The organism is Streptomyces sp. NPDC018610, from assembly GCF_044391765.1.
Lineage (GTDB): Bacteria > Actinomycetota > Actinomycetes > Streptomycetales > Streptomycetaceae > Streptomyces.
In genome coordinates, this window is record NZ_JBISAL010000005.1 from 321,748 (window position 1) to 345,256 (window position 23,509).

Sequence of the window (23,509 nt, forward strand, 5' to 3'; positions counted from 1 at the left end):
CTCCCATCAGCTCATAAACCTGGCATATCGTCAGCTTGTCGGCTCCAGTTGGGCGTCCCGGCGGACCAGCGCCGCGTAGCGGCCGTCGAGCTCCAGCAGTTCCTGATGGGTGCCGCGTTCGGCCACCCGGCCGGAGTCGAGGACCACGATCTGGTCGGCGCCGCGGACGGTGGACAGCCGGTGGGCGATGGTGAGCGTGGTGCGGTCGGCCGACAGCGCGTCGATGGCCTCCTGCACGGCCGCTTCCGTACGGGTGTCCAGGGCGCTGGTCGCCTCGTCGAGGAGGAGGACCGGCGGGTCGCGCAGAATGGTCCGGGCGATCGCCAGGCGCTGCTTCTCCCCGCCGGAGAAGCGGTGACCGCGCTCTCCGACGACGGTGTCGTAGCCGTCGGGCAGGGCCGCGATGTGGTCGTGTATCTGGGCCGCCCGCGCCGCCGCCACCAGTTCCTCGTCGGTGGCGTCCGGCTTGGCGAAGCGCAGGTTCTCGGCGACCGAGGCGTGGAAGAGGTACGTCTCCTGGGAGACGACGCCCACGGCGCGGGCGAGGGTGTCGAAGTCGAGGTCGCGCACGTCGACCCCGTCGAGGGTGACCCGGCCGCCGGTGACGTCGTAGAGCCTGGGGACCAGGCAGCCGAGCGTGGACTTGCCGGCGCCGGTGGGGCCGACGATCGCGAGGCCGCTGCCCGCCGGGACGGTGACGTCGATGCCGTCGAGGATGGGGGCACTCTTGTCGTCGTAGCGGAAGGTGACGTTCTCGAAGCGGACCTCGCCCTTGATCCGGTCCAGGCGGACGGGCCGTTCCCGCTCGGTGATGTCGATGGGCAGGTCGAGGTATTCGAAGATGCGCTGGAAGAGGGCGAGCGAGGTCTGGATCTGCACCCCGGTCGAGAGCAGGCTCACCGCGGGGCGGAACAGGCCCTGCTGGAGCGAGACGAACGCGACGATCGTGCCGATCGAGACCTTCGGGCCGCCGAACTGGAGGGCGATGCCCGCGGTCCAGTAGATGACGGCCGGCATGGCGGCCATGACGATGGTGATGACGGCCATGCGCCACCGCCCGGCCATGTTCGACCGCACCTCCAGGTCGACCAGACCCTCGGACTCGGCGGCGAAGGACGCGGTCAGCGAGTCCGAGCGGCCCATCGTGCGGCCGAGCAGGATGCCGCTGACGGAGAGCGATTCGGTGACGGTCGCCGCCATCGCGGCCATCTGCTTCTGCCGCTGGGTGGTGATCTTCTTGCGCTCGTTGCCGACCCGGCGGCTGATCCACACGAACACCGGGAGCAGGAGCAGCGAGACGACCGTGAGCCGCCAGTCGAGGGCGACCATCGCGACGATCGTGGCGACCACGCTGGTGAGGTTGGAGACCAGCGAGGTGGCGGTGGAGGTGACGGTGGCCTGCATGCCGCCGATGTCGTTGGCGATGCGGGACTGCACCTCGCCGGTGCGGGTGCGGGTGAAGAAGGCCAGCGACATGCGCTGCAGCCGCCCGTAGACGGCGGTGCGCAGATCGTGCATGACGCGCTGGCCGACGGTCGTGGAGATCAGCGTCTGCAGGACGCCGAAGACGCTGGACAGCACGGCGCTGAGGATCATGCCCGCGGCGAGCAGGCTCAGCAGGCCGGTGCGGCCCTGCGGGATCGCGACGTCGAGCGTCTCGCGCAGCAGGAAGGGCGTCGCCACGGAGACCAGCGAGGAGGCGCCGACGAGCAGGCCGACGACGGCGAGGCGACCGCGATAGGGACGGAACAGTCTCAGGATGCGTCCGACCTGCCGCGGCCGGTCCTCGGCGTCGGCGGGCGGGGTCCAGGAAGGTTGACGGTCGGGGTGCATGGGCTCCTACGAGGTGTGCGGGCGCCGCCCGGACAGCACGAGCGGCGAAGGCTCACGGATCCTAGCTCATTGTTACCTATACTCACAATGAACAGGGTCCTGATATTGTTCCCGCATGACCGACCCCGATGCCGACGGCCTCCTCGCCGAGCAGCTGCTGCGGCTCACCCGCCGGCTGCACCGCGTCCAGAAGCGCCACCTGCTGGAGCGCGCCCCGGGCGTCACACCGGCCCAGTCCCGGCTGCTGCGCACGCTGGCGCACTTCGGCGAGCCGCCGCGCATGGCGGATCTCGCCGAGGCCCTGGAAGTGGTTCCCCGTGCGGTGACCACACTGGTCGACGCCCTGGAAGCGGGCGGTAACGTGCGCCGGGTCCCGGATCCGGCCAACCGCCGGGTGATCCGGGTCGAGCTCACCGAGGACGGCCGCGATGCGCTGCGGCGACTGCGCGGCGCCCGCCGCGCCGCCGCGGAGGAGATCCTGGCACCCCTGACCGTCGAGGAGCGCGAGGCACTGGGCGGACTGCTGGACACACTGGTGGGCGCGGAGCCCGCGCGGGGACATCGCTGCTGAGCAGCCGCGACGCCGGCCCTGCCGAGGGACCTACGCCCGCAGGTGGGCCTTGTCCCCCATCACCACGACGGGCTTGTCCTTCGGGTTCAGCGTGCGCAGCAGGAACTCCATCGCCGTCTCCGGGACACTGACGCAGCCCAATGTGCCGTCCCCGTGGTCCAGATGCAGCCAGATGCCGCCGCCCTTGGTCTGTCCCAGCGGGCGCCTCGGGTCGTCGGGGCGGGTGCCGCGCAGGCGGTTGTAGTCGACGGCGATCACGTAGTCGAAGTCGTGCCAGTGCGCCTCGTCCCAGTAGTAAGGGGACGCGAAGGCGTCCTCGTCCTGGGTGTACGGCAGCCGGGTGCCCGGGTCGTCGAGCAGACCGCCCGCGTCGGAGAGGGTGAACACGCCGACCGGGGTGCGCTCGTCACTCTCGTGGTGGTCGGTCGTCCAGCCGCGCTTGCCGTTGTGGGCCGGCCAGCTGCCGGTGCGCTGCCATGTCGCTCCTCGCTTCTCGTAGAGGACGAGCGTGGAGTCCGGGGAGTCCTCGCCGTCGCCGTAGACCGTCACGATCTGACGGGTGCCCGCCGGGATCCGCTGCCACATCCGGTCACCTACGCCCGGGACATGGACCGGCTTCGCGGTCGGACTCGGTCGGGCGGTTCCCGAGGGACCGCCGGGTCTGGGCAGTTCCCCGTGACGGACCTCCGCCCGCGTGTCGCCGCACGCGGCCAGGGCCGTCAGAAGGAAACCGCAGGCCGCTACCGCGGCTGTCGCACGCCTTGCGCCACCTTTTCGCATGACCCCATGGTGGTCACGCGTGGCCCGCGCGATCTACTCGAGATTGGACCAAATAGCGCTATATGCGGCTTTTTGACTCTTTTGAAGTATGTCGGTCATGCGCTGAGGGTGACTCACCTGATAGGCGCGCCGCCGGGCGGCGAGGGTGGGGCGGTGGGCCGGCGGAGCCGCTGGCGGGGCGGGGCAGCGGGCCGGCGGAGCCGCTGGCGGGGCGGGGCAGCGGGCCGGCGGAGCCGCTGGCGGGACGGGGCAGCGGGCGGGGTGGGACGGTCCGCGCGGCAGGGCCGGGCGGACCGCGCCGGGGGCCGGGGGCCGGGCGGCGCGCCGGGTGGGAGGCATGTCGAGGCGGGTGCGTACGCCAGGTCGTGTGAGCACACCGGGGCGGGTGAGCGAACCGGGGCCCGTGAGAGCACCGGGGCGTTGTGAGAGCACCGGGGCGGGTGAGCGCACCGGTATCGCCGAGCGCGCCCGGGCCTTCCGACGCCCGGTCAGGAGGCCCCTTCCGGGGGAGGGAACCGCATGACCGGTCCCCTCCCCCGGCGTCGAAAACCGCTTGCTTTCCGCGACTGCGTGAAGCGAGGCTGTCACGGCTTGTCACCGCCTTCCGCGGCCCGATCCCGCCCCTGACACGAGCCACTGGGACGTCATGCAGATTCACGACCTTCCGTATCCCGACCCGGGCGTGCCGGACGCACGCTCGGGCCCCCGATTCCTGTGGTGGCTGGGACGGAGCCAGCTCGGCGGCCAGCTGAGAGCACTGGCCTGGGGCCTGCTGCACTTCGCCTCGGTCTCCGCCCTGCCGTTCTGCGTCGGCCTCGCCGTACAGGCGGTCGTCGACCGCTCGGGGAGGCGTCTCGCCCTGACCGGCGGACTGCTCCTGCTGGCCTGCGCCGGCAACGCGCTCGGGGACACCTTCCTGCACCGCGCCGCGGTCACCAACTGGATCACCGCCGCCGCCCGGGTCCAGCAACTGCTCGCGCGCAAGGCGGCCCGCCTGGGCTCGGCCCTGACCCGGCGGGTGGCCGCGGGCGAGGTGGTGGCCGTCTCCACCGGCGACGTCGAGAAGATCGGCTGGTTCGTGGAGGCCGTGTCCCGGTTCACCGCCGCGGCCGTCACCGTCGTGCTGGTCTGCGTCGCGCTGGTCGTGTACCAACCGGCCCTCGGCGTGATCGTCGCCGTGGGACTGCCCGCGCTGGCGCTCACGGTGCTGCCCCTGCTCCCCCGCGCGACCCGGCGCGCCGACGTACAGCGCGAGAAGGCGGGCCGCGCCACCGAACTGGCCTCGGACACCGTCGCCGGCCTGCGGGTGCTGCGCGGCATCGGCGGCGAGGAGCTGTTCCTCGACCGCTACCGCCGCGCCTCCCAGGAGGTGCGGCACGCCGCCGTCCGCAGCGCCCGGATGTGGTCGCTGATCTCCGCGATCCAGGTACTGCTGCCGGGCCTGCTGCTCATCGCCGTGGTCTGGCACGGCGTCCATCTGGCCCGCGAGGGCCGGATCACCGTCGGCGAGCTCGTCACCGTCTACAGCTCCGTCATGGTCCTCACCTATCCTCTGCAGCACTTCCAGGAGATCGCCATGGCGTACTCCTTCTCCCGCCCGTCGGCCAAACGGGCCGCCCGGGTGCTGTCGTTGGAGCGGACCACGGATCCGAAGAAGCCCGTGGAGCCCGAGGGAACCGAGAGGGCCGCTGAGCCGGACGGCGCGGGGACCGGGACCGTCGAACACGCCGACGCCGGCGGTGCGGGCGCTTGGCGGACGGACACCGGGACGACGGTGACGCCGGTGGACGGAGCCGGGGCGGACGCCCGGTCAGGCGGCCTGTACGACCCGGTCACCGGCCTGCGGGCGCCCGCCGGACGCCTCACCGCCGTGGTGTGCGGCGACCCCGACGCGGCGGGCCGTCTGGCGGAGCGGCTCGGCGGCCACCCCGCCGAGGACGGACCCGGCACCTCGGTGCTGCTCGACGGCGTACCTCTCGACGGTCTGTCACTCGACGCCGCCCGCACGGCCGTCCTGGTGCAGGACAAGGACCCGGTGCTGCTGTCCGGTTCGCTGCGCGACCTGCTCGACGTCCCCGGCTCGGGCGACGTCACCGTGGAGGCGGCGCTGACGGCGGCGCAGTGCGCTGACGTGCTGGAGGCCCTCGCCCAGGCGTCGCTGGAGGCCGAGGACCCCATGGACGTCCGGATCACCGAGCGCGGCCGGTCCCTCTCCGGGGGCCAGCGCCAGCGCCTCGCTCTGGCCCGGTCCCTGGTCACCGACCCCGGGGTGCTCGTCCTGGACGAACCCACCTCGGCCGTCGACTCCCACACCGAGGCCCGGATCGCGGAAGGCCTGCGCGGACTGCGGGCCGGGCGCACGACGGTCGTCCTCACCTCCTCGCCGCTGCTCCTGGACCAGGCCGACCGGGTGGTGCTGGTCCACGAGGGCAGGGTCGCGGCGGCCGGAGCGCACCGGGATCTGATGCGCGCCGACGCCCGGTACCGCTCGGTGGTGACGCGTGAGACGGACGAGGAACGCGCCGTCAGCGAGGTGCTGAACGACGACGGGACGCCGCGCATCGCTTCGGCCGCCGGGTCCGCACCTGAGGAGGACGCCCTGCGGGGCGCTCTGGAAGAGATCGAGGAGAAGACCGCATGATCGGCCTGGCCCCGCCCGCGTACGACCCGGCGGCGCCGACGACGGCGAACACCCTGCCCGTCGGCGCCTCCACCACCGTACGCGCCTACGTGAGCGAACTGCTGCGCCGGCACCGGCGTGCCTTCCTGCTCCTGGTCACCGTCAACACGGTGGCCGTGCTGGCCTCCATGGCGGGCCCCTGGCTGCTGGGCGACCTGGTCGAGCGCGTCTCGGACGGCGCACGGGAGCTCCGTCCGGGGCTCACCGCCACGCTGTTCGTCCTCGCGCTGCTCGTCCAGGCCGTGTTCGTCCGTGAGGTGCGGCTGCGCGGCGCGGTGCTGGGCGAGCGGATGCTGGCGGATCTGCGCGAGGACTTCCTCGTCCGGTCGGTCGGTCTGCCGCCGGGCGTGCTGGAGCGTGCGGGCACCGGTGACCTGCTGTCCCGCATCACCACCGACATCGACCGGCTCGCCAACGCGATGCGCGAAGCCGTGCCGCAGCTGTCGATCGGAGTGGTGTGGGTGGTGCTGCTGCTGGGCGGCCTGGTCGTCACGGCGCCGCCGCTCGCCGCGGCCGTGCTGCTCGCCGTGCCGCTGCTGGTGGTCGGCTGCCGCTGGTACTTCCGGCGGGCGCCGTCCGCCTACCGCTCGGAGGCCGCGGGCTACGCGGCCGTGGCCGCCGCGCTCGCCGAGACCGTCGACGCCGGCCGCACCGTGGAGGCCCACCGTCTCGGCGACCGCCGCGTCCGGCTGTCGGAGCGCCGGATCAAGGAGTGGACGGCCTGGGAGCGTTACACGCTGTGGCTGCGGTCGGTGCTGTTCCCTGTCGTCAACGTCACCCATGTGACCGTCCTCGCCTCGGTGCTGCTGGTCGGCGGTGTGTTCGTCCTGCACGGCTGGGTGGGAATCGGCCAGCTGACCACGGGCGCGCTCATCGCGCAGATGCTCGTCGACCCGGTCGGGCTGATCCTGCGCTGGTACGACGAGTTGCAGGTGGCGCAGGTGTCGCTGGCCCGGCTGGTCGGTGTCCGTGACATCGAACCGGACGCCGGGGACGCCTCGCTGGTGCCCGACGGACGGGACGTGCGCGCGCACCGGGTGCGTTTCGGCTACCGCGAGGGCGTCGACGTGCTGCGCGAGGTCTCCCTGCGGGTCGCTCCGGGCACCCGGCTCGCCCTGGTCGGCCCGTCGGGCGCGGGCAAGTCCACCCTGGGCCGGCTGCTCGCCGGGATCTACGCGCCCCGGGACGGCAACATCACCCTCGGCGGCGCCGAACTGTCCCGGATGCCGGCCGAGGGCGTGCGCTCCCACGTGGCCCTGGTCAACCAGGAGCACCACGTCTTCGTGGGCACCCTGCGCGACAACCTCCTGCTCGCCCGCGCCGACGCCGAGGACGCCGAGCTGTGGGCCGCCCTGGGCGCGGTCGACGCCGACGGCTGGGCCCGGGCCCTGGACGACGGACTGGAGACGGAGGTCGGCTCGGGCGGCCTGGCCCTCACCCCGGCCCAGGCGCAGCAGATCGCGCTGGCCCGACTGGTCCTGGCCGACCCGCACACGCTGGTGCTCGACGAGGCGACCTCCCTCCTCGACCCGCGCGCGGCCCGGCACCTGGAACGGTCCCTGGCCCGGGTCCTCGACGGCCGGACGGTAGTCGCCATCGCCCACCGGCTGCACACCGCTCATGACGCCGACGTCATCGCCGTGGTCGAGAACGGCCGCATCAGCGAGCTGGGCAGCCACGACGAACTGGTCAGGGCGGACGGGGCGTACGCGGCCCTGTGGCGGTCCTGGCACGGCTGAGCGAGCGCACACGGCGCCAGGAAGAGGCTGCCGGCCACCTCGCCCGGGACCGAGAGGACGCGAGGGGCCAGGTCCGGTGCGCTTCCCGGCGGTCCGCGACAGGGACAGCCGGGTTCCGCCGGGAGCGGCGGGCGCGCTCACGGCCGCCCTGCCGGGCGTGCGCGCCGGTGACCTCCGGGCGGCGGATCCGACGGTGACCGGGGCGCGGGCGGGGCGCTTCCCCCGTGCCGTTGCGCGGTGACGAACTGGAGTGGAAGGCTGGTAATCGGCAGCGGTTCGGGGAGCGCCCGGGAACCACGCGGTTCTCGCCGGGCGCCGGCCGTGGCCCGCGCACCGAAGGCCGCCGGTCGGCCACGGTGAGTACGGGACCGTCCCCACCACCTGGAGGTATCCGTGGACAGCGCCGACGGATGGGGCGACGACGTATACCAGCCCGACGACGACTCCGAGATCAAGGAAGACACCGGAGTCCTCGACTCGGAGGACACGCTGGAGTACGACGGCGTCGATGACCCCCTGGACCGTGGCTGGTCCCCTCCGGAGCGGCCGTGGGCGGTGGAGCACGCCGGGGTGACCGCGTCCGAGCGCCGACGGGGCGAGACCCTGGACCAGCGCCTGGCCGAGGAGCTGCCCGACCTCGCCGCACCGGACGGCGACGGCATCGGCGACTACGACGGCGGTGACGGGGAACTCCTGGACGACGAGGTCGGCGGCGCCCGCTCCGGCCGGCTGGTCGCGCCGGACGAGGGCGCGCACGAGGACGAGGAGAGCGCGCTGGTCGCCACGGACGTGGGCATCGACGGCGCGGCCGCCTCGGCCGAGGAGGCGGCGGTGCACGTCGTCGACGAGGACACCCTGTACGGCTGACCTGAACGGCCGCGCGCCGCTGTCCCGGCCTCGCCCACCGCCGCACGAGGAGCACCCATGCAGCAGGACAAGCATCCCGACTACCACCCCGTGGTCTTCCGCGACCGCGCCGCCGGTTACGCCTTCCTCACCCGGTCCACCGCGGCCAGTGACCAGCGCATCGAGTGGGACGACGGGCAGACGTACCCCGTCGTGGACGTGGAGATCTCCTCGGAGAGCCACCCGTTCTACACGGGCAAGGCCCGCACCGTGGACTCCGAGGGCCGTGTCGCCCGGTTCGAGCGCCGCTACGGCGGAGGGACGGGGCAGGAGGCCGGCGGCGACGCGCCTGCCTGAGCCGGTGGCCTCGCGCAGGTCTGCCGCCGGGGCGGGTCCCGGCCCGCCGCACGGACCGGTTGCCTCGCGAGGCCGGCCGGGCCGCCGGGTCAGATGAAGTTCAACGCGGCCGCGCAGCCGATCCCGCCGAGCACCATGAACACCGGCATCAGCACCTTGAGCTCGACCCAGCTGCCCGCGCGGAACCGCATGGCCTTCGGCGGGCCGATGGGGTACCAGCGCTTGCGGCCCACCGGTATCGGCCACAGGATCGGGCAGCCGGACACGGTCAGCGCGTCCCCGATGTCGTGCACCAGCGCACCGAGCACGATCGGCAGCCCCAGCCACAGGTACTCCTGGCCCGGCGCCGTGAACAGCCAGTTCGATCCCTTCCCCGGCTCGTCCAGGATCCCGGCGAGGATCCAGGCGCTGGTCCCGGCCAGCAGCCACACCAGGATGTCGCTGCTCGAGCCGCGGGCCGCCCGCCACAGCAGTCCCTCGATGGCCAGCACCATGTGGGCGAAGAGGATCGCGAGCACCGCCCAGCGGCCCCCGGTGATCGCCGCCGCCGAGGCGCCCGCGCCGATCAGCACCGCCCACAGCCAGGTGTGCGTCAGTGTGCGGTGGCCGCCGGAGCGGCGTGGGTCGCCCTTCTTGCGCGTCGCCTTGTAGGCGGCGTAGGAGAGCTTGTCGACGATCTCGCAGAGCCACCGTGAGAGCGGTCCGAAGGCCCGCGAGATGGTGGCGGCCTTGTGGTCCAGGTCGGGGGCGAGGGCGGCGCCGGCGCAGATCAGGGCGCCGACCAGCAGGACCGGCCAGGGCATCGGGTGCCCGGCCGCCGCTGTCGCGGCTCCGACGCCGAGCCAGGCCGCCGCGCCCGACAGTGAGTGTGCTGGTCCCATCATGGCCGCTTCCCGCCCCATTCCTCGTATGCCGCTGTCCAGTTGACCCGGTGCGCCGATCCTGCGTCGGCGACACAGCGTAGCGGCCGTGATCTTCGACCGGGCATCCGATTCCCGCCTCGGGCGTGGGGCCAGGCAAGATGGGGGCGTGACCCTCATCGATCAGCTGCCGCCGACCGCCGACCCCGACGCCCTGTACGAAGCCTTCGAGTCGTGGGCCCAGGAGCGAGGCCTCACGCTCTACCCCCATCAGGAGGAGGCGCTGATCGAGGCGGTCTCCGGGGCGAACGTGATCGTGTCCACGCCCACCGGCTCGGGCAAGAGCATGATCGCCGCCGGCGCGCACTTCGCGGCCCTGGCCCGGGACGAGGTCACCTTCTACACGGCGCCGATCAAGGCACTGGTGTCGGAGAAGTTCTTCGAGCTGTGCAAGCTGTTCGGCACCGAGAACGTCGGCATGCTCACCGGCGACGCCTCGGTGAACGCCGACGCGCCGGTGATCTGCTGCACCGCCGAGGTGCTGGCGTCGATCGCGCTGCGCGACGGCAAGGACGCGGACGTCGGCCAGGTGGTCATGGACGAGTTCCACTTCTACGCGGAGCCGGACCGCGGCTGGGCCTGGCAGATCCCGCTGCTGGAGCTCCCGCAGGCGCAGTTCGTCCTGATGTCGGCGACGCTCGGCGACGTGTCCTTCTTCGAGAAGGACCTCACCCGCCGCACCGGTCGTCCCACGTCCGTGGTCCGCTCGGCGACCCGCCCGGTCCCGCTGTCCTACGAGTACCGGCGCACCCCCCTCACCGAGACGCTCACCGAACTGCTGCAGACACGGCAGGCGCCGGTGTACATCGTGCACTTCACGCAGGCCCAGGCCGTGGAGCGGGCGCAGGCGCTGATGAGCATCAACATGTGCTCGCGTGAGGAGAAGGAGCAGATCGCCGAGCTGATCGGCAACTTCCGCTTCACCACCAAGTTCGGCCGGAACCTCTCCCGTTACGTGCGGCACGGCATCGGTGTCCATCACGCCGGCATGCTGCCCAAGTACCGACGGCTGGTGGAGAAGCTGGCCCAGGCCGGTCTGCTGAAGGTCATCTGCGGCACGGACACGCTCGGCGTGGGCGTGAACGTCCCGATCCGCACGGTGCTGTTCACGGCGCTCACCAAGTACGACGGCAGCCGGGTGCGGACCCTGCGCGCCCGGGAGTTCCACCAGATCGCCGGTCGGGCCGGCCGGGCGGGTTTCGACACGGAGGGTTTCGTCGTCGCCCAGGCCCCCGAGCACGTCATCGAGAACGAGAAGGCGCTCGCCAAGGCGGGCGACGACCCGAAGAAGCGCCGCAAGGTCGTCCGCAAGAAGGCTCCGGAGGGTTTCGTCGCCTGGTCGGACACCACCTTCGACAAGCTCATCGCCTCCGAGCCGGAGCCGCTGACCTCCCGCTTCCGGGTGACGCACACGATGCTGCTGTCGGTGATCGCCCGCCCGGGCAACGCCTTCGAGGCGATGCGGCACCTCCTGGAGGACAACCACGAGCCGCGTAAACAGCAGTTGCGGCACATCCGGCGGGCCATCGCCATCTACCGCTCGCTGCTGGACGGCGGCATCGTCGAGAAACTCGACCAGCCCGACGCCGAGGGACGCATCGTGCGGCTCACCGTCGACCTCCAGCAGGACTTCGCCCTCAACCAGCCGCTGTCGACCTTCGCGCTGGCCGCCTTCGAACTCCTGGACCCCGAGTCGCCGTCGTACGCGCTGGACATGGTCTCCGTGGTGGAGTCCACGCTGGACGACCCGCGGCAGATCCTGGCCGCCCAGCAGAACAAGGCGCGCGGGGAGGCCGTGGCCGCCATGAAGGCGGACGGCGTCGAGTACGAGGAGCGCATGGAGCGCCTCCAGGACGTGACCTACCCCAAGCCGCTGGAGGAGCTGCTCTTCCACGCGTACAACACGTACCGCAAGAGCCACCCCTGGGTGGGCGATCATCCGCTGTCGCCGAAGTCCGTCATCCGGGACATGTACGAACGGGCGCTCACGTTCACGGAGTTGGTCTCCCTCTACGAGCTGGCCCGGACCGAGGGCATCGTGCTGCGCTACCTGGCGAGCGCCTACAAGGCCCTGGAGCACACCGTCCCGGACGACCTGAAGTCCGAGGACCTGCAGGACCTGATCGCCTGGCTCGGCGAGACGGTGCGCCAGGTCGACTCCAGCCTGCTGGACGAGTGGGAGCAGCTGGCCAACCCGGAGGAGATGACCGCCGAGGAGGCCCAGGAGAGGGCCGACCAGGTCAAGCCGGTCACCTCCAACGCGCGCGCCTTCCGTGTCCTGGTCCGCAACGCCCTGTTCCGCCGTGTCGAGATGGCCGCCCTCGACCAGGTGGAGGAGCTGGGCGAGATGGACGCCGAGTCCGGCTGGGACGCCGAGGCGTGGGGCGAGGCGATGGACAGGTACTGGGAGGAGTACGAGGATCTCGGTACCGGCCCCGACGCCCGTGGCCCCAAGCTGCTGGTGATCAAGGAGGAGCCGCAGCACGGGCTGTGGCGCGTGCGGCAGATCTTCGACGACCCGAACGGCGACCACGACTGGGGCATCAGCGCGGAGATCGACCTCGCGGCCTCCGACGCCGAGGGCCGCGCGGTCGTCCGGGTGACCGCCGTCGGACAGCTGTGAGCACAGGAGAGTCCCGCTGATGACGAACCCGGCCGAAAGGCTCGTCGACCTGCTCGACCTGGAGCAGATCGAGGTCAACATCTTCCGTGGCCGCAGCCCGCAGGAGTCCTTGCAGCGGGTCTTCGGCGGCCAGGTGGCCGGCCAGGCGCTGGTCGCCGCCGGACGCACCACGGACGGCGATCGCCCGGTGCACTCGTTGCACGCGTACTTCCTGCGCCCCGGCAGGCCGGGGGTACCGATCGTGTACCAGGTCGAACGGGTGCGGGACGGGCGGTCCTTCACGACCCGCCGGGTCACCGCCGTGCAGCAGGGCCGCACGATCTTCAATCTCACCGCCTCCTTCCACAAGCCTGAACAGGGAGGTTTCGAGCATCAGTTGCCACCCGCCCGCAAGGTTCCGCCTCCGGAGTCCCTGCCGACGGTGACCGCGGAGATCCGGGAGCACCTGGGCGCGCTGCCCGAGCAGTTGGAGCGCATGGCGCGTCGCCAGCCCTTCGACATCCGTTACGCGGACCGGCTGCGCTGGACCGCCGAGGAGGTGCGGGACGCCGAGCCGCGCAGCGCGGTGTGGATGCGCGCGGTGGGCCCGCTGGGCGACGACCCGCTGGTGCACACGTGCGCGCTGACCTACGCCAGTGACATGACCCTGCTCGACGCCGTGCGGCTTCCGGTCGAACCGCTGTGGGGGCCGCGGGGCTTCGACATGGCGTCGCTGGACCACGCCATGTGGTTCCACCGCCCCTTCCGTGCGGACGAGTGGTTCCTGTACGACCAGGAGTCGCCGATCGCGACGGGAGGCCGGGGTCTGGCTCGCGGCCGGATCTACGACGCGGAAGGCCGTCTGCTCGTGTCGGTCGTCCAGGAGGGGCTGTTCCGCTCGCTGTAGGCGCCGGCCGTCGACCCGAGAGCGCGTTCCGGACGCCTCCGCTGGTCAGGCGTGCGGGGCGCCTCTGCGGAAGAGGCGGCCCAGCAGGCCGTGCGCCCGAGCGGAACGGCCGGTCCGCTCGGCCGGTACGGGCTGATCGCGCCGGCAGGACGGCCGGGCGGCATCGGTCCGACCGTTCAGCCGGTGCCTTCCGGCCGGATCCGGGTCCGGGTGCGGTACCCGCACGGGTCGGCGGTCGCTGTGCCGTGGAGCCGGCCGGGGCGCGGGACGGTGGGCTCGTGCTTCTCCCATCTCCTGTGCCAGGTCGGCCCGCAGCCAGGCGATCTCGTCGGCGTCCTGCGCCGTCGTGATCCGCTCGGTGAGGTGGGCGGCGGGTGAACCCGGCGCTCCGTGAGCTTCGGGCCGTGGCCGGTAGCGGTGGAGACGGGCCCGCTCGTAGGGGTCCGCCACGATCTCCGAGACCTGCAGGGGGTCCAGCAGCGAGGCCACGGCCGCCGCCCGCTCCCACGGATCGCCGGCCTGACGCAGCAGGAAGCCGAGGTGTCGTCCGCGCCAGTTGCGCGGGCGCAGGTCCAGCCCCGCGTCCAACTGGTCGCGCAGCCCCTCGGGCAAGGGCTTGTTCAACAGGGCGGCGTTCTTCGTGTCGGCCGCGAACTCCCGCAGATCGTCGGCCGTATAGAGCCAGACGACGGCCCTGTACCGGTTCAGATAGAAGGTCACGGGCACCAGCAGGCCCAGTCGCGCCAGGCGGGTGAACCGGGCCGCGGTGACCCGCATGGTCTCCGCGCCGTCCTTGGTCCCCACGACCGCCACGCGCTTTCGCAGCGTCCGCGGGAAGTCCTCCTGGGCGAGCAGCCGCTGGATCTCGGCGCGGGCGACGCGTCGGCCGCCCCCGCCTTCGTCGGGGAGGGTGCGGATGTGGCCGAGATGGACGGCCAGATCGAATTCGCCCGGTTTCAGACCGAGTTCGCGGGCCGCCCGGGCCTGGGTGAGGGGTGTCTCGCGATGTCGGGCCGTGGGGCCCGCCGTGGGAGTGGTCTCATGGGTGATGGTGTCGCCGGACATGTCGGTGCCCCCGTGGAGTGTGTGGCCAGCGCCGTCCGCGCTGACCTGCGAAAGACCGTAGCCGGTCTCGACGATCTCCGCGCGAGCCTGTGGACAACTCCACGGGGTACAGCGAATACGCAGGTCAAAGGTCTGTCGGCGAGTTGTGGCCGGGGCGGCGGGCGTCCACGTCGAGGTGCTCGCCGACCCGGTTGACCAGCAGGGTCATCTCGTAGCCGATCTGGCCGATGTCGGCCTCGGCACCGCTGAGGACGCACAGGCAGCTGCCCGCTCCGGCGGCCGTGACGAAGAGGACCGCCTCGTCGAACTCGACCATCGTCTGCCGCACCGTGCCCGCGCCGAAGTGGCGTCCTGATCCCTTGGCCAGGCTGTGCAGTCCGGACGACACGGCCGCGAGGTGCTCCGCGTCCTCACGCCGCAGGCCCGTGCTCGCCCCCGTGACCAGCCCGTCGTTCGACAGGACCAGGGCGTGCCGTACGTGTTCCACCCGCTGGGTCAGGTCGTCGAGCAACCAGCCGAGTGTCTGGTTCTGCGCCATGCTGCGGTCTCCCCCTGTGGTCTCCTCCTCCTTGGCCGGAGGATCTCCCGCCAGCCTTCCCCACCGCCGCCGCGGCGGCAAGCAAGATGGGCACATGGCACAGAACATGACCGATGAGGAATGGCGGGCGTTCGTCTCGTCCGGTACACGCACGGGCAAGCTGTCGACCGTCCGGGCAGACGGGAGTCCGCACGTCGCGCCGATCTGGTTCCTGCTCGACGGGGACGACGTGGTGTTCAACACCGGCAAGGAGACCGTGAAGGGGAGGAATCTCGCACGGGACGGCCGGGTCGCGCTGTGCGTGGACGACGACCGTCCGCCGTTCGGCTTCGTGGTGCTTCAGGGGCGCGCCCGGTTGTCCGAGAGTCTGGACGACCTCCGTCACTGGGCCGCCCGGATCGGCGCCCGTTACATGGGCGAGGAGCGCGCGGAGGAGTTCGGGGCCCGCAACGGCGTCCCGGGCGAACTGCTGGTCAGGTTCACCGTCGACAAGGTGACGGCGGTGCGGGATCTCGCGGCCTGAGCCACCCGCACGGGCGGACCCACCGCCCTGTGCGGTCCGGCCTCAGCCAACGGAGTCGAGCAGCCGGGCGGTGTGCATCCGCCCGGCGTACTCGACGAGCCGGATCAGCACCTCCTTGCCCGAGTCGCGTTCCCGGGCGTCGCAGGCGACGACGGGTGTCCCCGGGTCGAGGTCGAGGGCGCGCGAGACGTCGAGCGCCTCGTGCGCGCGGGAGCCCGGGAAGCGGTTGACGGCGACCACGAAGGGGATGCGCCGGTGCTCGAAGTAGTCCACCGCCGGGAAGCAGTCCTCCAACCTGCGGGTGTCCGCGAGGACCACGGCGCCCAGAGCCCCCTGCGCCAGTTCGTCCCACAGGAACCAGAAGCGGTCCTGACCGGGTGTGCCGAAGAGGTACAGGGAGAGGTCGGACCGGATGGTGATGCGGCCGAAGTCCATGGCGACGGTCGTCGCGACCTTCCGGTCCACGCCGTCGGTGTCGTCCACCGACTGTCCGGCCTGGCTCAGCAGTTCCTCGGTGCGCAGTGGCCTGATCTCGCTGACCGCTCCCACCAGCGTGGTCTTGCCCACGCCGAATCCGCCGGCGACCAGGATCTTCAGCGACAGTGCGGCCGTCTCGTCGTCGTGGATGCCGGAGTGCTCGAAGACCATGGATCACTTCTCTCGGAAGGGGCGGCATGGGCGGGGGCGGCGGGCCCGCTCACGCCGGGCGGCGTCCGCCCGGAGCTCGGTGGCACGGTGCGACGTCATCATCATGACGACCACGGCACCGGTTCGGGGGACGGGACCGGGATTCGTCCCATCTGACCGACTCGTTTGCGTATGGTGCCCGTTCGGGTGCGCATTGAGGCGGGTGTGTGCCTCCGCGCCGTCCGTCCCGATGGGGGATCATGCGGGACATGAGCGAGGACCACACCCACGTCCGTGACTTCTTCACCGCACGCGCGGCCGCCTGGGACGGCAAGTTCCCGGACGACGGCCCGGCCTACGCGGCGGCGGTCGCCGAACTCGGGCTGCGCGAGGGCGACCGGGTGCTCGACGCGGGCTGCGGCACCGGGCGCGCCCTGCCGCCGCTGCGCGCGGCCGTGGGCGCGTCGGGCCTCGTCGTGGGCGCCGATCTCACGCCGGCCATGCTGGACGCCGCCGTCCGGGCCGGCCGGGACCGGGACGGGCGGCTGCTGCTCGCCGACGTCGGTGCGCTCCCGCTGCGATCCCGGTCCCTGGACGCCGTGTTCGCCGCGGGCCTCGTCGCGCACCTGCCCGATCCTGCCGAGAACCTGCGGGAGCTGCGGCGCGTGGTGCGCCCGGGCGGCGGGCTGGCTCTGTTCCATCCCATCGGCCGGGCGGCCCTCGCGGCCCGGCAGGGGCGGCGGATCACCCCGGACGATCTGCGCGCGGAGCCCAACCTCCGTGAGCTGCTCGCCGGTTCGGGGTGGCGTTTGACGTCGTACGCCGACGAGGACGCCCGCTTCCTGGCGCTGGCGGTCCGGGAGGACTGAGGCCGGCGGGCTTCGGACCGGCGCGGCGGGCGGTTCTCAGAGGTTTCCCGCGACGGCCGCCGCGAACACGTCCGGGTTGTCGAACATGATGTTGTGGCCGGCCCCCGGAACGGTCACCACGCGCACTCCCGCGGCCCGAAGGCCGCTCCCGTCCTCCAGTTCGCCGCTGTGTTCGCCCTGAAGGCAGAGCCGGTCGACGGTGAGCCCTTCGAGTATGCGGCGCATCGTGGGCTCGGTGCCGCGCCGCAGGGCCACGGCGCTGCGGTGCAGGGCGCGCGGGTCGGCCAGCCGCATGGTCGCCGCCCAGAGGGGGCCGACGCGGTCCAGCACGCGCGCGTGGCCGACGTCGACGAACACCTCCTCCTCGAAGGAGGCGATGTCGCTGCTGCCCGCCGTGACCGGAGGAGACGGGTCGAGATTGGCCTCCGCGAGGACCAGACGGGATACCAGGTCGGGCCTGCGGTGGGCGAGCACGATCGCGACGGCGCCGCCCATGCTGTGCCCGATCACCTCGCAATCGGTCAGCTCCGCCGCGTCCAGTGCGGCTGCCAGGGCGTCCGCGTGCTCCTCCAGGGTGTACCCGAAGTGTCCGGGCCGGTCGCTGATCCCGTGTCCGGGCAGGTCGACGAAGAGGCTGCGGCGGCCCGCGAGTTCGGGACGTGCCGCGATGTGCGCGTGGTACACGGAGGACATCGAGCCCAGTCCGTGGACGTAGACCCGTGCGGGTCGCGCGCCGGGCACCTCCGTCCAACGGATACGGCTGCCCCGGCTGTCGAACTCGGCCTGCCTCACGTCGCCCTCCTCGCTGCGTCGCCGCTCTGATCGGCACGACCTGAACCATACATCGGTTGCGAGGTATTCCTGAGACGATGCACCTAGTGGTGGATGTACTTCGGTGATGCGAGAGAATGCGGGCATGCTGGAGCTGGCGATCCTCGGTTTCCTCTACGACACCCCGCTGCACGGGTATGAGCTGCGCAAACGCATCACGGCGCTGACAGGGCACGTACGGCCTGTCGCCGAGAGCACGCTCTACCCGGCCATCAAGCGACTGGAGAAGGCCGGACTGCTGGAGCGAGCCACCGAGCCGGGCTCGGTGGCGGCACCGCGCCATGTCCTCACCCTCACCGAGGGCGGCCGCAGCGAGCTGCGCCGTCGGCTCGCCGAGCCGGTCCAGCGGGACATCACCGACGAGAACCGCTGGTTCACCGTCCTGGCCTTCCTCCGGCACCTGGAGGATCCCGGCGCCCAGGCGACCGTGCTGCGGCGCAGACTGGCCTTCCTTCAGACGCCTTCGAGCTTCTTCTACGACGGAGACCGGCCGGTGCGCGCCGAGGAACTGGAGGATCCCTTCCGCCGGGGCATCCTCACCGTCGCGCGGGCCACGACGCGGGCCGAGCTCGCCTGGCTGCGCACCACGATCGAGTCACTGGAGGGCGTCGCCCGCTGAGCCGCCGGAGTGCCGCACGGGACAGCCCCGGAGGCCGGGGACCGGCCGGGTGCCGAGATCGGCCACCCGGTAGCCGTCCGGGTAACTCTTGATCTCCCGGTTCTGCCGCGCGAAGTGCGGGGCCCTGCGCACGGGCAGCAGGCGCACCGCCCGCCCCCGGGCGCGCACCGCCCGGCGCACCAGGGCGCGGGTGAGGGCGGCCGGCGGCTCGTAACGGAAGGCCTGCAGCAGGGGTTCGTCGAGCAGGGCGAGGGTGGCTCCGCGCAGCAGCGGCGCGAGGGGGCGCGGATACCAGGAGGTCATCAGGTCGAGCGTCGCGTCGGAGACCTTCCTGGCCTGCTCGTCCCAGCCGAAGTTGAGTTCCTCGTAGGCGTCGAGGCAGGCCTCGAACTCCTCGTAGGTCTCGGGGATGTCCTTGATGCCCATGTGCCGGCCGAGCGTGCGGTAGTGGACGGTGGAGGCGACGATCTCGTGGCGGGAGAGCCGGCGCCACCCGTAGGCCTCGATCCAGCGCTTCGGCACCACGACGAACGTGCAGAGCACGTAGCGCATGTCGTCGTCGCTGATGTCGTAGGCACGGTGCATCTGGTTGATGCGCCGGATCGCGGTACGGCCGGGCCGGCTCTCGAAGCCGTGCTCGACGACGGTGTCGAGGAGCAACGACGTGTCGTCGTAGCGCTTCTGCGTGCGGTCGGTCAGCTCCGCCGTCTCGGCGAGCAGCCGGCCGATGCTCGGGACGGCGTAGGTCCGGTAGAGGGCCAGCTCCAGTGCGCGGGTGACGTCCCAGGGGAACTCGTACGCGACGGTGAGCCGGTAGATCTCCGACGCGTCCGCCACCGGGTCCATGCGGCGGATCCGCTCGAGCCGTTCGAAACGCTTCGTCACGCCGCGCCCCCTCTGCCGTCGGTGCCCCGACTCTACTTCGGGCGGGCACGGACACGGGGGCCGACGCGGTGACCGCCCCGGCGCCCGAGCGCGACGGACGGCGCGTGCGGTGCGCGTACGGTCAGGGGGCGCCGCCATGGATCCCGGCGGCCCGAAGGTCGGGGGGACGGAGGTCGTTTCGCCCCCGTCCGGATGGAAAACTGCAGGTCCCGGTGGCTGGGGAGTCGTGACAAGCGGCTTCCCCTCGCACTAGGGTGCGCGCCGTTGGACGAACCGAGGGGAGGCCTGGATGGCCGGGACGGACGAGGAAGCCGTCGCCGCCGCGGACGACGCGCTCTACGTGCTGACGGCGGTACTGCTGACGCCCGCGCAGTTCCCGAGCGTGCTGGGCGACGACTACCCGGAGGCGTGCGCCGCGCTCGGTCTGGCGCCGTCGGCCGACGGGTACGGCCTGGTACTGGGACAGGACGGCACCGGCGCGCGGTGGACGGTCGTCGTCGATGACGTGTCGCTGGTCGCCGTCGCGATCGCCTCCTGGGACTGCGGCATGGAGTACGACCTGTCGCCCGACGAGCGCGCGGTCGTCGCCGCTCTGCCGGGCTGGCCCCTCGCCGTCGCCGTCGCGGCCCCCGGCGTGCCGGCGCCGCACGACCCCGATCCCTCGGTCTCGGACGGACCGCCGCTGTCGCCCCCGGACACCAGCGCCTGGAATTCGGCACAGCGCCGTCTGGGCGCCGACGAGATCGCGCGGCAGTGGACGGTGTGGCGGGACCAGATAGACGACAGCTCCTTCATCTTCCCGGGCGACAGCGACCGCGGGGCCGTGCCCGGCGGTCGCGGGGGCGGTGCGGCGGACGCCGAAGGCGTCACGGCACAGGACTCCGGAGCCGGCCCGGCACGGGAATCAGGAGCGGGCGGGGAGCAGGCACCCGGTCCGGACGACGGCTCGCCGGACGCGTCGGTCCCGGGTACGCCCCCGGGGCACCCCGGCGTGCGGCGCGTCCTCGCGGAGGTCCGCGCGTACGTGGACTCGCCTCCTCCGCTCGGCCGCGTCAGGTCGTCCTTCGCCCCGGGGGACGCCCGGACCCTGCGCGCCGACGGCCCGGGCTGGTCGATGGTGGCCCGCACCGACGACATCGCCTTCGTGCTCCTCGACGAGGAACCGGGCGAGGTGCTGCCGGTCGGCCGGGGCCCGGAGCTGCCCGGCCTGCTCCAGGCCCTGGACCAGCTCGCGGCGCGCCCCCACTGATCCGGCGCGCCCGCGGTGGCCTCGCCCCGCCGTCCGCCCCGGCCAACCGTCCCGGCCATCCGTTCCCGGCCATCCGTCCCGGCCGCGGATGCCCGCCGACAGGCCGCTCACGCAACCTGCGGGCGGCCTGTCGGCCGGCGCCCTCGCCTGATCGCTCCCGGCCCCTCAGCGCCCGAGTTCCTTGCGGGTGACGCGGCGCAGCCGCCGCCGCTGCGAGGGGTCCAGCGCGAGGTAGGCCGCGGCCGGGACCCCCAGGACGATCAGGAGTGCGGCCCACCAGGGCAGCCAGATCAGCAGGATCAGGCCGACCGCCACGCCACCGGCGGCGATCTTCGCGTTCTTCGACATCTGTCGCCTCCTTCGCGGCCACTGCCGCTCTCTGTCCTGGAAACGGCTCCGCGCCGCCGGCGGTTCCGGGCCTCGCCCCTGAGACACCCCTGAGAGTTCCCGGAGCCGCGCCCCTACGGGTCGCGTCGGGACACCGCGGTGCGGCGCCGCGTGTGCCGGTTGTCTACCGCTTCCTGAGGGGTTCCCCCACCTCGTGCAGGTGCCGCAGGGCCTGCCGGTAGGAGTCGAGGAGAGCGGCCTCCGTGTAGGGGATTCCCACCTCTCGGCAGTGGGCCCGCACCAGTGGCTGCGCCAGGCGCAGGTGCGGGCGCGGCATGCTGGGGAAGAGATGGTGCTCGATCTGGTAGTTGAGACCGCCCAGGAACCAGTCCGTCAGAGCCCCGCCCCGGATGTTGCGGGAGGTGAGCACCTGACGGCGCAGGTGCCCCCAGCGCTCGCCGTCCGGGTCGGGCATCTCCATGCCCTTGTGGTTGGGCGCGAAGGCGAGGCCCAGATGCAGGCCGAACAGCGCCTGGTGGAGGACGGCGAACGCCAGTGCCCTGACGGGTGACAGGACGGTGAGGAGCAGCCCCGCGTAGGCGGCGGCATGGATCACGAGCAGCGCGCCCTCGACCATGCGCTCCCGTGGCGGCTGCCGGCGCAGGTCCTGGAAGCTGTGCACCTTGAGGGCGACGCCCTCCAGGAGGGTGAGCGGGAAGAACAGCCAGGCCTGGTTGCGGGTGAGCCAGCGGCGCAGGCCCTGACGGTCGCCGGCCTGCCCGCCGGAGAACACGAGCACGTCGGCGGCGACGTCGGGATCCTTGTCGATGTGGTTGGGGTTGGCGTGGTGCCGGTTGTGCTTGGCGTTCCACCACGAGTAGCTCAGACCGAGGAGCAGGTTGCCGTGCAGAAGCCCGATGAGCCGGCCGACACCCTTGCCGCCGGTGATCTGCCCGTGGCCGGCGTCGTGCCCTATGAACGCGGTGCGGGCGAAGAGCACGGCGAGCGGCGGGGCGAGGAGCAGCGCCCACCAGGAGTCGCCGACGAGGACCAGCGCGGTGACGACAGCGGCCAGGGCGAGGGCGTTGGCGGCGATGACGCGCGTGTACCAGGCGTGGCGCCGCCCCAGGAGGCCGCAGGACCTGACCGTGCGCAGCAAGGGGGTGAACTCGCTCCCCGCGGGCGGGGCGTCGGTCCTTGTCTCGACACCGTCAGCGACGGCTGCGGCGGGTTGGGGCATGGCGGGGTCTCCGGCTCTCTCGGCAACGTCCTGACCTCGAGAAACGTACGGATCGGAGCCCTGTGGGGGCCATGGCGCCAGCACCCGGGTGCCTACGGGGGCCCGCCCCGTGCCCGGCGGGGGGCTGGCGGCACCCTCACGGGTGTGGCGGGCCCCAGCGCCGCCGGGCCCGACGACCATGGGCCCGGGGGCCCGGCGCACGCACGCGTGCTCCGGGCCGCCGGGCCCATGTCGTCCGCTCCGTCAGCCCCGCGCTCCCAGCAGGTGGTCCATCGCCAGCTGGTCCAGCCGCTCGAAGGCCATCCCGCGCGCGGCGGCGGCGTCGACGTCGAAGTCCTCGAAGGCCGAGCCGTCCGCCAGCAGCGCCTGCAGGCCGTCCTCGGCCGTGGGCTGCGCCAGCTGGTCGAGCCGGGAGGCGCGCAGGGCCTCCTGGACCTCCGGGTCGGCGCGGAAGGCCGCGGCACGCTCCTTGAGGATGAGGTAGTTGCGCATGCAGCCGGCCGCGGAGGCCCACACGCCGTCGATGTCCTCGGTCCGCGGCGGCTTGAAGTCGAAGTGCCGGGGGCCGTCGTAGCCGGCGCTCTCCAGCAGGTCGACCAGCCAGAAGGCGGCCCGCAGGTCACCGGCGCCGAAGCGCAGGTCCTGGTCGTACTTGATGCCCGACTGGCCGTTGAGGTCGATGTGGAAGAGCTTGCCGGCCCACAGGGCCTGGGCGATGCCGTGCGGGAAGTTGAGGCCGGCCATCTGCTCGTGGCCCACCTCGGGGTTCACGCCGTACAGCTCCGGGCGCTCCAGTCGCTCGATGAACGCGAGCGCGTGGCCCACGGTGGGCAGCAGGATGTCGCCGCGCGGCTCGTTCGGCTTGGGCTCGATGGCGAAGCGCATGTCGTAGCCCTGGGCGGTGACGTACTCGCCGAGGAGGTCGAACGCCTCCTTCATGCGGTCGAGGGCGGCGCGCACGTCCTTGGCGGCGCCGGACTCGGCGCCCTCGCGACCGCCCCAGGCGACGTACGTCCTCGCGCCGAGCTCGGCCGCCAGGTCGATGTTGCGGATCGTCTTGCGCAGCGCGTAGCGGCGCACGTCGCGGTCGTTGGCGGTGAAGGCGCCGTCCTTGAAGACGGGGTGCGTGAAGAGGTTGGTGGTGGCCATCGGCACGGTCAGGCCGGTCGCGTCGAGCGCCTGCCGGAAACGCTTGATGTGCGACTCGCGCTCGGTCTCGGAGGACCCGAAGGGGATCAGGTCGTCGTCGTGGAAGGTCACTCCGTGAGCGCCCAGCTCGGCCAGGCGCTGCACCGTCTCGACGGGGTCGAGGGCGGGACGCGTGGCGTCGCCGAACGGGTCCCGTCCCTGCCAGCCGACGGTCCACAGGCCGAAGGTGAACCTGTCCTCGGGGGTGGGCTGGTAGTTCATGCCGCGGCTCCTTGCTCGCTTGCGACTATTTCGTCATGGCGATTTACAAATTAGTATGCCGACGCGTCCCTGGGAAGGGACAGGAGGGTCC

At 72.4% G+C, this 23,509-nt stretch carries 22 protein-coding genes; 11 read left to right on the forward strand and 11 right to left on the reverse strand.

The window, feature by feature from the left end; genetic code table 11:
• Positions 1-30 precede the first annotated feature (30 nt).
• Positions 31-1,833, reverse strand: a complete 1,803-nt coding sequence (locus tag ACH5A8_RS15585; protein ID WP_399002072.1) for an ABC transporter ATP-binding protein — start codon at positions 1,831-1,833, stop codon at positions 31-33.
• A 115-nt stretch (positions 1,834-1,948) separates the two neighbouring features.
• On the opposite strand from ACH5A8_RS15585, the gene ACH5A8_RS15590 reads away from it, so the two are divergent.
• Complete coding sequence (locus tag ACH5A8_RS15590; RefSeq protein ID WP_399002074.1) at positions 1,949-2,404, forward strand: MarR family winged helix-turn-helix transcriptional regulator; 456 nt, start codon at positions 1,949-1,951, stop codon at positions 2,402-2,404.
• 30 nt (positions 2,405-2,434) lie between these two features.
• On the opposite strand, the gene ACH5A8_RS15595 is transcribed toward ACH5A8_RS15590, so the two are convergent.
• Positions 2,435-3,184 carry a L,D-transpeptidase family protein gene (locus ACH5A8_RS15595; RefSeq protein ID WP_399002076.1) on the reverse strand — a complete coding sequence of 250 codons (750 nt, stop codon included), beginning with the start codon at positions 3,182-3,184 and terminating at the stop codon, positions 2,435-2,437.
• Between the two features lie 646 nt (positions 3,185-3,830).
• On the opposite strand from ACH5A8_RS15595, the gene ACH5A8_RS15600 reads away from it, so the two are divergent.
• From ACH5A8_RS15600 to ACH5A8_RS15615, 4 genes are all read left to right on the forward strand, one after another.
• Positions 3,831-5,825 carry an ABC transporter transmembrane domain-containing protein gene (locus ACH5A8_RS15600; RefSeq protein WP_399002078.1) on the forward strand — a complete coding sequence of 665 codons (1,995 nt, stop codon included), beginning with the start codon at positions 3,831-3,833 and terminating at the stop codon, positions 5,823-5,825.
• Complete coding sequence (locus ACH5A8_RS15605; RefSeq protein WP_399002080.1) at positions 5,822-7,603, forward strand: ABC transporter ATP-binding protein; 1,782 nt, start codon at positions 5,822-5,824, stop codon at positions 7,601-7,603. Before ACH5A8_RS15600 ends, ACH5A8_RS15605 begins: the two co-directional genes overlap by 4 nt.
• Before the next feature lie 393 nt (positions 7,604-7,996).
• Entirely contained in the window at positions 7,997-8,470 is a 474-nt protein-coding gene (locus ACH5A8_RS15610; RefSeq protein WP_399002082.1) for a DUF5709 domain-containing protein, read from the forward strand.
• 57 nt (positions 8,471-8,527) lie between these two features.
• Complete coding sequence (locus ACH5A8_RS15615; protein ID WP_399002084.1) at positions 8,528-8,806, forward strand: type B 50S ribosomal protein L31; 279 nt, start codon at positions 8,528-8,530, stop codon at positions 8,804-8,806.
• Positions 8,807-8,895: 89 nt separating this feature from the next.
• Here the strand turns inward: ACH5A8_RS15615 and ACH5A8_RS15620 are convergent, their stop codons facing one another.
• Complete coding sequence (locus ACH5A8_RS15620; protein ID WP_399002086.1) at positions 8,896-9,690, reverse strand: metal-dependent hydrolase; 795 nt, start codon at positions 9,688-9,690, stop codon at positions 8,896-8,898.
• Positions 9,691-9,835: 145 nt separating this feature from the next.
• Here ACH5A8_RS15620 and ACH5A8_RS15625 point away from each other — a divergent pair, with 145 nt between their 5' ends.
• Positions 9,836-12,349: a DEAD/DEAH box helicase gene (locus ACH5A8_RS15625; RefSeq protein WP_399002088.1), complete on the forward strand. Its 2,514-nt coding sequence runs from the start codon at positions 9,836-9,838 to the stop codon at positions 12,347-12,349.
• Between the two features lie 19 nt (positions 12,350-12,368).
• The gene (locus ACH5A8_RS15630; RefSeq protein ID WP_399002090.1) at positions 12,369-13,235 is read left to right on the forward strand and encodes an acyl-CoA thioesterase; all 867 of its coding nucleotides are present in this window, start codon (positions 12,369-12,371) and stop codon (positions 13,233-13,235) included.
• Between the two features lie 45 nt (positions 13,236-13,280).
• On the opposite strand, the gene ACH5A8_RS15635 is transcribed toward ACH5A8_RS15630, so the two are convergent.
• A complete protein-coding gene (locus ACH5A8_RS15635) occupies positions 13,281-14,300 on the reverse strand; it encodes a DUF6397 family protein (RefSeq protein ID WP_399002092.1) in 1,020 nt (339 codons plus the stop codon).
• Positions 14,301-14,424: 124 nt separating this feature from the next.
• The gene (locus ACH5A8_RS15640; protein ID WP_399002094.1) at positions 14,425-14,838 is read right to left on the reverse strand and encodes a roadblock/LC7 domain-containing protein; all 414 of its coding nucleotides are present in this window, start codon (positions 14,836-14,838) and stop codon (positions 14,425-14,427) included.
• A gap of 94 nt (positions 14,839-14,932) precedes the next feature.
• Between ACH5A8_RS15640 and ACH5A8_RS15645 the strand changes: the two genes are divergently transcribed.
• Positions 14,933-15,361, forward strand: a complete 429-nt coding sequence (locus tag ACH5A8_RS15645) for a PPOX class F420-dependent oxidoreductase (RefSeq protein WP_399002096.1) — start codon at positions 14,933-14,935, stop codon at positions 15,359-15,361.
• Between the two features lie 42 nt (positions 15,362-15,403).
• Here ACH5A8_RS15645 and ACH5A8_RS15650 read toward each other — a convergent pair whose 3' ends face one another.
• Positions 15,404-16,009 (reverse strand): GTP-binding protein, encoded by a 606-nt coding sequence (locus tag ACH5A8_RS15650; protein ID WP_399002098.1) that lies wholly within the window; start codon positions 16,007-16,009, stop codon positions 15,404-15,406.
• 248 nt (positions 16,010-16,257) lie between these two features.
• On the opposite strand from ACH5A8_RS15650, the gene ACH5A8_RS15655 reads away from it, so the two are divergent.
• On the forward strand, positions 16,258-16,857 hold the full coding sequence (locus tag ACH5A8_RS15655; RefSeq protein WP_399002100.1) for a class I SAM-dependent methyltransferase: 600 nt from the start codon (positions 16,258-16,260) through the stop codon (positions 16,855-16,857).
• Between the two features lie 36 nt (positions 16,858-16,893).
• Here the strand turns inward: ACH5A8_RS15655 and ACH5A8_RS15660 are convergent, their stop codons facing one another.
• A complete protein-coding gene (locus ACH5A8_RS15660; protein WP_399002102.1) occupies positions 16,894-17,649 on the reverse strand; it encodes an alpha/beta fold hydrolase in 756 nt (251 codons plus the stop codon).
• Positions 17,650-17,773: 124 nt separating this feature from the next.
• On the opposite strand from ACH5A8_RS15660, the gene ACH5A8_RS15665 reads away from it, so the two are divergent.
• The gene (locus ACH5A8_RS15665; protein WP_399002411.1) at positions 17,774-18,307 is read left to right on the forward strand and encodes a PadR family transcriptional regulator; all 534 of its coding nucleotides are present in this window, start codon (positions 17,774-17,776) and stop codon (positions 18,305-18,307) included.
• Here ACH5A8_RS15665 and ACH5A8_RS15670 read toward each other — a convergent pair.
• Positions 18,284-19,192 (reverse strand): oxygenase MpaB family protein, encoded by a 909-nt coding sequence (locus ACH5A8_RS15670; protein WP_399002104.1) that lies wholly within the window; start codon positions 19,190-19,192, stop codon positions 18,284-18,286. The two genes, ACH5A8_RS15665 and ACH5A8_RS15670, sit on opposite strands and share 24 nt — an antisense overlap.
• 289 nt (positions 19,193-19,481) lie before the next feature.
• On the opposite strand from ACH5A8_RS15670, the gene ACH5A8_RS15675 reads away from it, so the two are divergent.
• Positions 19,482-20,441 carry a hypothetical protein gene (locus tag ACH5A8_RS15675; protein WP_399002106.1) on the forward strand — a complete coding sequence of 320 codons (960 nt, stop codon included), beginning with the start codon at positions 19,482-19,484 and terminating at the stop codon, positions 20,439-20,441.
• 165 nt (positions 20,442-20,606) lie between these two features.
• Here the strand turns inward: ACH5A8_RS15675 and ACH5A8_RS15680 are convergent, their stop codons facing one another.
• From ACH5A8_RS15680 to xylA, 3 genes are all read right to left on the reverse strand, one after another.
• Positions 20,607-20,789 (reverse strand): hypothetical protein, encoded by a 183-nt coding sequence (locus ACH5A8_RS15680; RefSeq protein ID WP_112467663.1) that lies wholly within the window; start codon positions 20,787-20,789, stop codon positions 20,607-20,609.
• A gap of 163 nt (positions 20,790-20,952) precedes the next feature.
• Positions 20,953-22,008, reverse strand: a complete 1,056-nt coding sequence (locus ACH5A8_RS15685; protein WP_399002108.1) for a fatty acid desaturase family protein — start codon at positions 22,006-22,008, stop codon at positions 20,953-20,955.
• A 243-nt stretch (positions 22,009-22,251) separates the two neighbouring features.
• Positions 22,252-23,418, reverse strand: a complete 1,167-nt coding sequence (gene xylA / locus ACH5A8_RS15690; RefSeq protein ID WP_399002110.1) for a xylose isomerase — start codon at positions 23,416-23,418, stop codon at positions 22,252-22,254.
• Between the last annotated feature and the right edge of the window lie 91 nt (positions 23,419-23,509).

What these genes read in the sequence shown, in the direction of transcription:
- ACH5A8_RS15585 (WP_399002072.1), bottom strand. Translation starts at nt 1,833, where the DNA reads ATGCACCCCGACCGTCAACCTTCCTGGACCCCGCCCGCCGACGCCGAG.
- ACH5A8_RS15590 (WP_399002074.1), top strand. Translation starts at nt 1,949, where the DNA reads ATGACCGACCCCGATGCCGACGGCCTCCTCGCCGAGCAGCTGCTGCGG.
- ACH5A8_RS15595 (WP_399002076.1), bottom strand. Translation starts at nt 3,184, where the DNA reads ATGCGAAAAGGTGGCGCAAGGCGTGCGACAGCCGCGGTAGCGGCCTGC.
- ACH5A8_RS15600 (WP_399002078.1), top strand. Translation starts at nt 3,831, where the DNA reads ATGCAGATTCACGACCTTCCGTATCCCGACCCGGGCGTGCCGGACGCA.
- ACH5A8_RS15605 (WP_399002080.1), top strand. Translation starts at nt 5,822, where the DNA reads ATGATCGGCCTGGCCCCGCCCGCGTACGACCCGGCGGCGCCGACGACG.
- ACH5A8_RS15615 (WP_399002084.1), top strand. Translation starts at nt 8,528, where the DNA reads ATGCAGCAGGACAAGCATCCCGACTACCACCCCGTGGTCTTCCGCGAC.
- ACH5A8_RS15620 (WP_399002086.1), bottom strand. Translation starts at nt 9,690, where the DNA reads ATGATGGGACCAGCACACTCACTGTCGGGCGCGGCGGCCTGGCTCGGC.
- ACH5A8_RS15630 (WP_399002090.1), top strand. Translation starts at nt 12,369, where the DNA reads ATGACGAACCCGGCCGAAAGGCTCGTCGACCTGCTCGACCTGGAGCAG.
- ACH5A8_RS15635 (WP_399002092.1), bottom strand. Translation starts at nt 14,300, where the DNA reads ATGTCCGGCGACACCATCACCCATGAGACCACTCCCACGGCGGGCCCC.
- ACH5A8_RS15640 (WP_399002094.1), bottom strand. Translation starts at nt 14,838, where the DNA reads ATGGCGCAGAACCAGACACTCGGCTGGTTGCTCGACGACCTGACCCAG.
- ACH5A8_RS15645 (WP_399002096.1), top strand. Translation starts at nt 14,933, where the DNA reads ATGGCACAGAACATGACCGATGAGGAATGGCGGGCGTTCGTCTCGTCC.
- ACH5A8_RS15650 (WP_399002098.1), bottom strand. Translation starts at nt 16,009, where the DNA reads ATGGTCTTCGAGCACTCCGGCATCCACGACGACGAGACGGCCGCACTG.
- ACH5A8_RS15655 (WP_399002100.1), top strand. Translation starts at nt 16,258, where the DNA reads ATGAGCGAGGACCACACCCACGTCCGTGACTTCTTCACCGCACGCGCG.
- ACH5A8_RS15665 (WP_399002411.1), top strand. Translation starts at nt 17,774, where the DNA reads ATGCTGGAGCTGGCGATCCTCGGTTTCCTCTACGACACCCCGCTGCAC.
- ACH5A8_RS15675 (WP_399002106.1), top strand. Translation starts at nt 19,482, where the DNA reads ATGGCCGGGACGGACGAGGAAGCCGTCGCCGCCGCGGACGACGCGCTC.
- ACH5A8_RS15680 (WP_112467663.1), bottom strand. Translation starts at nt 20,789, where the DNA reads ATGTCGAAGAACGCGAAGATCGCCGCCGGTGGCGTGGCGGTCGGCCTG.
- ACH5A8_RS15685 (WP_399002108.1), bottom strand. Translation starts at nt 22,008, where the DNA reads ATGCCCCAACCCGCCGCAGCCGTCGCTGACGGTGTCGAGACAAGGACC.
- xylA (WP_399002110.1), bottom strand. Translation starts at nt 23,418, where the DNA reads ATGAACTACCAGCCCACCCCCGAGGACAGGTTCACCTTCGGCCTGTGG.